General features: G+C 68.0%; 6 protein-coding genes. 2 read left to right on the forward strand and 4 right to left on the reverse strand.

Features of this window, described 5'->3' with window-relative positions:
• Positions 1–22: 22 nt before the first annotated feature.
• Together ligA and ACFOEV_RS12550 are read left to right on the forward strand one after the other, a co-directional pair.
• Positions 23–2,068, forward strand: a complete 2,046-nt coding sequence (ligA, locus tag ACFOEV_RS12545) for an NAD-dependent DNA ligase LigA (RefSeq protein ID WP_386774409.1) — start codon at positions 23–25, stop codon at positions 2,066–2,068.
• Positions 2,065–2,331, forward strand: coding sequence for a YheU family protein (locus ACFOEV_RS12550; RefSeq protein WP_386774411.1), 267 nt, complete (start codon positions 2,065–2,067; stop codon positions 2,329–2,331). Before ligA ends, ACFOEV_RS12550 begins: the two co-directional genes overlap by 4 nt.
• 78 nt (positions 2,332–2,409) lie before the next feature.
• On the opposite strand, the gene ACFOEV_RS12555 is transcribed toward ACFOEV_RS12550, so the two are convergent.
• Genes ACFOEV_RS12555 through ACFOEV_RS12570 form a run of 4 tightly spaced genes read right to left on the reverse strand, consistent with a single transcriptional unit; the run spans position 2,410 to position 6,091 of the window.
• Entirely contained in the window at positions 2,410–3,501 is a 1,092-nt protein-coding gene (locus tag ACFOEV_RS12555; RefSeq protein ID WP_386774413.1) for an ABC transporter permease, read from the reverse strand.
• Positions 3,498–4,454 (reverse strand): ABC transporter ATP-binding protein, encoded by a 957-nt coding sequence (locus ACFOEV_RS12560; RefSeq protein ID WP_386774415.1) that lies wholly within the window; start codon positions 4,452–4,454, stop codon positions 3,498–3,500. The genes ACFOEV_RS12555 and ACFOEV_RS12560 overlap by 4 nt, the downstream gene beginning before the upstream one ends.
• Positions 4,438–5,415: an HlyD family secretion protein gene (locus ACFOEV_RS12565; protein ID WP_386774417.1), complete on the reverse strand. Its 978-nt coding sequence runs from the start codon at positions 5,413–5,415 to the stop codon at positions 4,438–4,440. Before ACFOEV_RS12565 ends, ACFOEV_RS12560 begins: the two co-directional genes overlap by 17 nt.
• Positions 5,405–6,091 carry a TetR/AcrR family transcriptional regulator gene (locus ACFOEV_RS12570; protein ID WP_386774419.1) on the reverse strand — a complete coding sequence of 229 codons (687 nt, stop codon included), beginning with the start codon at positions 6,089–6,091 and terminating at the stop codon, positions 5,405–5,407. The genes ACFOEV_RS12565 and ACFOEV_RS12570 overlap by 11 nt, the downstream gene beginning before the upstream one ends.
• Positions 6,092–6,304: the final 213 nt, after the last annotated feature.

Below are 6,304 nucleotides of genomic sequence, written 5' to 3' on the forward strand. Positions count from 1 at the left end.
CATTCGACCGGAACATGACCACATGAGCCAGCCTGATCCTTCGATTCTCGAGGAAGTGGCGCGCCTTCGCGCCGAGCTTGAAGACGCCAATTACCGCTACTATGTGCTCGATGATCCGGTGATGACCGATGCCGATTACGATCACAAGTTGCGACGTCTGCAGGACATCGAAGCCGAATATCCCGAACTGGTGACGCCCGATTCACCGACCCAGCGGGTGGGGGCACCACCCGCCGAGGGCTTTCCCGAGGTCGAACATGCGGTGCCCATGTTGTCGCTGGATAACGCCTTTGACGAGGACGAATTGCGCGCCTTCGTCAAGCGCCTCGGGGAGCGGCTCGAGCGCGACGGCGAATCGCTGGTCTTCTGTTGTGAACCCAAGCTCGACGGCGCGGCCGTGTCGTTGGTCTACGAGCATGGTGTGCTGGTCAGCGGTGCCACTCGCGGTGATGGTCGCACCGGCGAAGGCATCACCACCAATCTGCGTACCCTGCGTTCGGTACCGCTCAAGTTGCGTGGCGATAACGTGCCCGAGCTGGTCGAAGTGCGCGGCGAGGTGACCATGAGCCATTCCGGCTTCGAGAACCTCAATGCGCGTGCCCGCGAGGAAGGCGGCAAGGGGTTCGCCAACCCGCGCAATGCGGCGGCTGGCAGCCTGCGCCAACTCGACCCACGAATCACCGCCACCCGGCCCCTGGAATTCTGTGCCTACCAAGTGGCGCGCCTCGAGCCCGACGCGGGCATCGCCACCCACAGCGAACTGATGGCACGGCTGCGCGATTATGGTTTCCGCACCAGTCCCGCCCTGGAAGTCGTCGAGGGTGGCCAGGGCCTGCTCGATTATTGCCGACGGCTGGGCGAACAGCGTGATGAGCTCGGCTACGATATCGACGGGGCGGTGATCAAGGTCGACGACCTGCGCCTGCAGCGCGAGCTGGGCTTCGTCGCCCGTGCACCGCGCTGGGCGATTGCCTTCAAGTTTCCCGCCCAGGAGCAGACCACCCGGCTCAACGACGTGGAATTCCAGGTCGGGCGCACCGGCGCCATCACCCCGGTGGCGCGCCTCGAGCCGGTCACGGTGGCCGGGGTCACGGTGTCCAATGCCACGCTGCACAATCAGGATGAGATCGCACGTCTGGGGGTGATGATCGGCGATAGGGTGATCGTTCGCCGTGCCGGCGACGTGATCCCCCAGATCGTGCGCGTCCTCCAGGATCAGCGCCCCCGGGAGGCACGGGAGATCGTCTTTCCCGATCGCTGCCCGGTCTGTGATTCCCAGATCGAACGCCCCGAGGGCGAGGTGGCGGCGCGCTGTTCCGGTGGCCTCTATTGCCCTGCGCAACGCAAGGAGGCGTTGAAGCACTTCGCCAGCCGTCGCGCCTTGGATATCGACGGCCTCGGCGAGAAGTTGATCGACCAACTGGTCGAGCGCGGCTGGGTCGAGACCGCGGCGGATCTGTTCCGCCTGGAGGCCGAGCGGCTTGCCGAGCTGCCGCGCATGGCCCAGAAATCCTCCGAGAACCTGGTCGCGTCACTGGACAAGGCCAAGCACACCACCCTGGCACGCTTTATCTATGCCCTCGGCATCCGCGAGGTGGGGGAGGCCACGGCCAACAACCTGGCACGCCACTTCGGCACGCTGGCGGCCCTGATGGACGCCGAAGTCGCCGACCTGGAGGCCGTGAACGATGTGGGGCCGGTGGTCGCCGAACATATCCATACCTTCTTCCAGCAGCCGCACAATCGCGACACCATCGACGACCTGATCGCGCAGGGCATGCAGTGGGAAGAGGAAGAGATCGGCGAGCGCCCGCAGCCGCTGAACGGCCAGACCTGGGTGCTGACCGGCACCCTGGAGAGCATGACCCGCGACGAAGGCAAGGCACGTCTGCAGGCGCTGGGTGCCAAGGTCTCCGGGAGCGTCTCCAAGAAGACCGCCGGCGTGGTGGCCGGCCCCGGTGCCGGCAGCAAGCTGACCAAGGCCGAGGAACTGGGCGTCGATGTGCTCGACGAGGACGAGTTCCTGAAGCGTCTTGAATCCTGGGAAAGCGGAGAGAGCGACGCATGAGCGGACGTTTCATCGAGGTGCCCTACCGGATGTTGCCGGGCGAAACCCTCGAGGCCCTGCTCGAGGCCTTCGTCACCCGTCAGGGCTATGACACCACCGACACCGGCGAAGGCATGCGCGCCTGGGTGGGGCAGCTCAAGCGCCAGCTCGAGCGTGGCGAACTGATCATCGCCCACGACCTGCAGACCGAAACCACCGAGGTGATGACGCTCACCCAGTGGCGGGCCTTCGGCCGCGACCTCGCCGACGACGAGGAGGGGTAGGCTCTGGGCTACGGGCTACGGGCTACGGGCTACGGGCTACGGGCTACGGGCTACGGGCTGCGGGCCGAGCGGTGCCGATCAGTCCAGGCGCTTGTGCATGCGAGACACCGCCAGACTCAGCATCACCACGGTGAAGACGCCGAGCGCGGCCAGCGCCGGCCACAGTTCCAGCAGGCCGGCGTCGCGCAGCATGATGCCGCGCACCAGGCGCAGGAAGTGGGTCAGCGGCAGCAGCTCCGCCAGCCACTGCGCCGCCTTGGGCATGCCGGCGAACGGGAACATGAAGCCCGACAGCAGGATCTGCGGCAGGAAGGTGAAGAAGGCCAGCTGCATGGCCTGAAACTGGCTACGCGCCAGGGTCGACAGGAAGATGCCCAGCGACAGGCTGGCGAGAATGAACACCAGCGCGGCCAGGTAGAGCTCGATCAACGAGCCGCGGATCGGCACCGCGAACAGCGCCTGGCCGAGCAACAGCACCACCGTGACCTGGACCAGGCCGATGGCGACGAACGGCAGGACCTTGCCCAGGGTCAGCTCCCAAGGTGAGATCGGCGTGGCGATCAGCATCTCCAGGTTGCCGCGTTCGCGCTCACGTACCAGGGCGATGGCGGTGAACAGCACCAGGGTCATGGTCAGGATCACCCCGATCAGGCCAGGCACGGTATTGATCGGGGCGCGGCGCTCGGGATTGTAGAAATTCACCACCTCGATCGGCGCCGTCTGCCGGGTCCAGCCGGCGGAGTCGGGGACCGGGAAGCGGGCGAGCTGACGAGCGGCCGCCTGCACCACCTGGTCGGAGCCGTCGACCACCAGTTGCAGCGCCGAACGGTCGCCGCGCTCCAGGCGGGCCTCAAAGTCCACGGGCAGGATCAGCGCCACACTGATCTGGCCGCGGCGCATCATCTCGTCGACCTCTTGCGGCGTTGCCGCCCGGTAGCGAAGGTCGAGCACCTGGCTGGCGCCGAATTGCGCTACCAGCTCGCGGGAGCGAGCGGTATCGGCCTGGTCGAGTACCGCGGCCTCCAACTGGCGCACGTCGAGATTGATGGCATAGCCGAACAGCACCAACTGCATGACCGGAATGCCGACGATCATGGCGAACGTCAGCCGGTCGCGGCGCAACTGGCGCAATTCCTTGAGCACGATGGCGGCGAGCCGGCGCAGCTTCATGGGGCCTCCCGCGTCGCCTGACGGGGTTGGCGTGTGGCGGCGACGAAGACGTCCTCGAGGTTGGCGGTGCCGGGGACGAGCCGGGCATCGATGCCCCCCTGGCGCAGCCGTTCGGTGAGGCGCTGCTCCAACCCCGCCTCGTCGCTGGCCAACAGGCGCAGCGAGGCGCCGATCTGGGCCAGGGCGATGACGCCGGGCTGGTCCTCGAGCAGGCGCTGGGCGAGGCGCGGCCGGTCGCTTTCCACCAGTAGCGGGCGGCCGGGCAGGCTGGCCATCAGCTCGCGAGGGCTGTCATCGGCGACCAGGCGGCCCTCGTCGAGAATGGCCAGGCGCGTGCAGCGCTCGGCCTCGTCCATGTAGTGGGTGGAAACCAGGATGGTGGTCCCGCCATCGGCCAGCTCGAACAACGACTCCCAGAACTCGCGACGCGATTGCGGATCGACGGCGCTGGTTGGCTCATCGAGCAGCAGCAGGTCGGGAGCGTGGAGCACCGCAGCGGCCAGGGCCAGGCGTTGCCTCTGGCCGCCGCTCAGGGTGCCGGCGAGCTGGTGGCGGCGATCGGCGAGCCAATAGCGGTCGAGGAGCTCCCCGATGCGCCGGGGTGCCGGCTCGCGTGGCAGTTCGTGCACGGCGGCCAGGAACGCCAGGTTCTCGCCGACGGTGAGGTCTTCATACAGCGAGAAGGACTGGGTCATGTAGCCGAGCTGGCGCTTGAGGCGTTCGGCCTCGCGGGGCAGGCGGTGACCGAGGACTTCGACCTCGCCGTCGCTGGGCCGCAGTAGACCGCAAAGCATGCGCAGGGTGGTGGACTTGCCCGACCCGTTGGGACCGAGGAAGCCATAGACCTCGCCCCGGTACACGCTCAGGTCGAGCGCCTCGACCGCCGCCAGTTTGCCGAAGCGCTTGCCGAGGCCGCGTGCCCGAATCACCGGGTGATCAGGGCTGGCTGTCATCGTTCATCTCCACTCTCACCGGTAGCCCCGCCGGCAGCCGCCGGGCCGCCTCTCCCTCCAGCTCCAGTTCCGCGCGATACACCAGGCGGCTGGCATCATCGCCGACCAGGGCATAGTAAGGCGTGAAGGTGGGCTCGCTGCGGATGCTGCGCAGTGTCGCGGTGAAAGGCGAGGCGACGCCCTCGACGTGCACCCGTAGCCGGTCGCCCGGCGCCAGGGCCGCACGCCGGGGGGCGGGGACGAAGACCCGCGCATAGGGCGACTCGCCGACCAGCAGGCTGACGACGGTCGCTCCCTCCGGGGGTTGATCGCCGGGGTGGAAGGGCAGGGCATCGATGCGCCCGTCGCGCGGGGCCTTGACGACCAGGCGCTCGCGCTCGAGACGCAATTCGTGTAGCGAGGCTTGTGCCGCCGCGACCGCGGCGGCGGCCTGGTCGATGCGTTCCGGGCGTTCGCCCCGGATGAGCTCCTGCAACCGGGCTTCCAGGCTCGCGACCTCGGCGCGGCGCTGGTCACGGCTGGCCTGCGCCTGGTCGAGCGCCGCCTGGGAGGTCGCCTGCTGGCGACGTAGCTCCAGGGCACGGCGATACTCGCGCTCGGCCAGCTCGCTTGCGGCTCGGGCACGGGCAAGGTCGGCCCGCGCGGCATCGAGGGTCTCCTCGCGCGTACCGTGGCGAAGTTCCGCGAGTCGCGCTTCGGCCTGGTCGAGTTCTCCCCGCGCCCGTTCGAGGCGGGCCTCCAGGCGGCGGCCGTCGAGCTCCAGTAGCACGTCGCCGGCTTCGACCGTGTCGCCCTCGGCGACCGCCCAGCGCAGCACGGGCTCGGAGGCCTCGGCAGGCAGCGCGATGCGATCCCATTCCAGGGTGCCCGGCAATGCCGGGGGCGAGTCGCTGCAGCCCGTCAGCGGCAGCAGCGCCAGCAGCCATACCAACCCATAGCGGCGCATCACGTCAGCGGACATGATCGACCTCCAGGCCACGTTCGAGCAGGGCCTGGGTATGGCGCTGCAGGGCGGCGCTATCGAGGTCCTCGCTAGCGAATATCTGGTGCCATAGGGGCGCGGCGGCCAGCGGAAACAGGGTGAGACCGATCAACGACACCACCAGCAGGCGGGGGTCGAGGTCGGCATTGAGCCGGCCCTGTTGCTGGGCGTGGGCGAAGGCTTCGGCCAGCCGCCGGGGGATCTGCTCGGCGATCCGCGTCACCAGCAGTTCACGCAAGGCTCCGCCCTCGCTGAGCACCTCGCGCACCCACAGCGTGGGTAGCCAGGGGTGGCGCTCGACCGCGGCGTGCATGCCGCGCACGAAACCATCGATCAAGGCGCCGGCGTCATCGCCGAGCGTTTCCAGGTGGCCACGCAGTTCGCCGACCACCGGCAGCAGGCGCTCCTCGATGACGGCATCGAACAGCGCCGCCTTGCCGCCGAAGTAATAGCTGATCATGGCCGGGGTCACGCCCGCCGCTTCGGCGATGCCGCGCAGGCTGGCCGCGGTGACGCCATGGCTGGTGTAGTGGTGGAGGGCGGCATCGAGCAAGCGTTCGCGCTGATCGGTAGCGTCGCCGCTCGGGCGGCCTGGACGACGCGACTTCGATGCACGGCGGGGCTTGCCGAGGGACTTGGAAGCGGGTGTTTTCATGCGTTAAAATTTAAATCAACAGTTAATTAATTTCAAGGTAGCAGGTTGGGCATGCGGGAGCCCGGTGAGCCTGTTCGTGGGCAAGCACGGATATCGCGCGGCGACGCTGCGCTCCTAGTGCGCCCGCGAAGGCGTGCATTCCGTGTGGTGAAAGTCCACACCGGGGTAAGCCATGACCCCGTAGCCGAAGGTAACTGCGTCGTCGCGAGGCGG

This window comes from Litchfieldella rifensis, from assembly GCF_042646605.1.
Lineage (GTDB): Bacteria > Pseudomonadota > Gammaproteobacteria > Pseudomonadales > Halomonadaceae > Litchfieldella > Litchfieldella rifensis.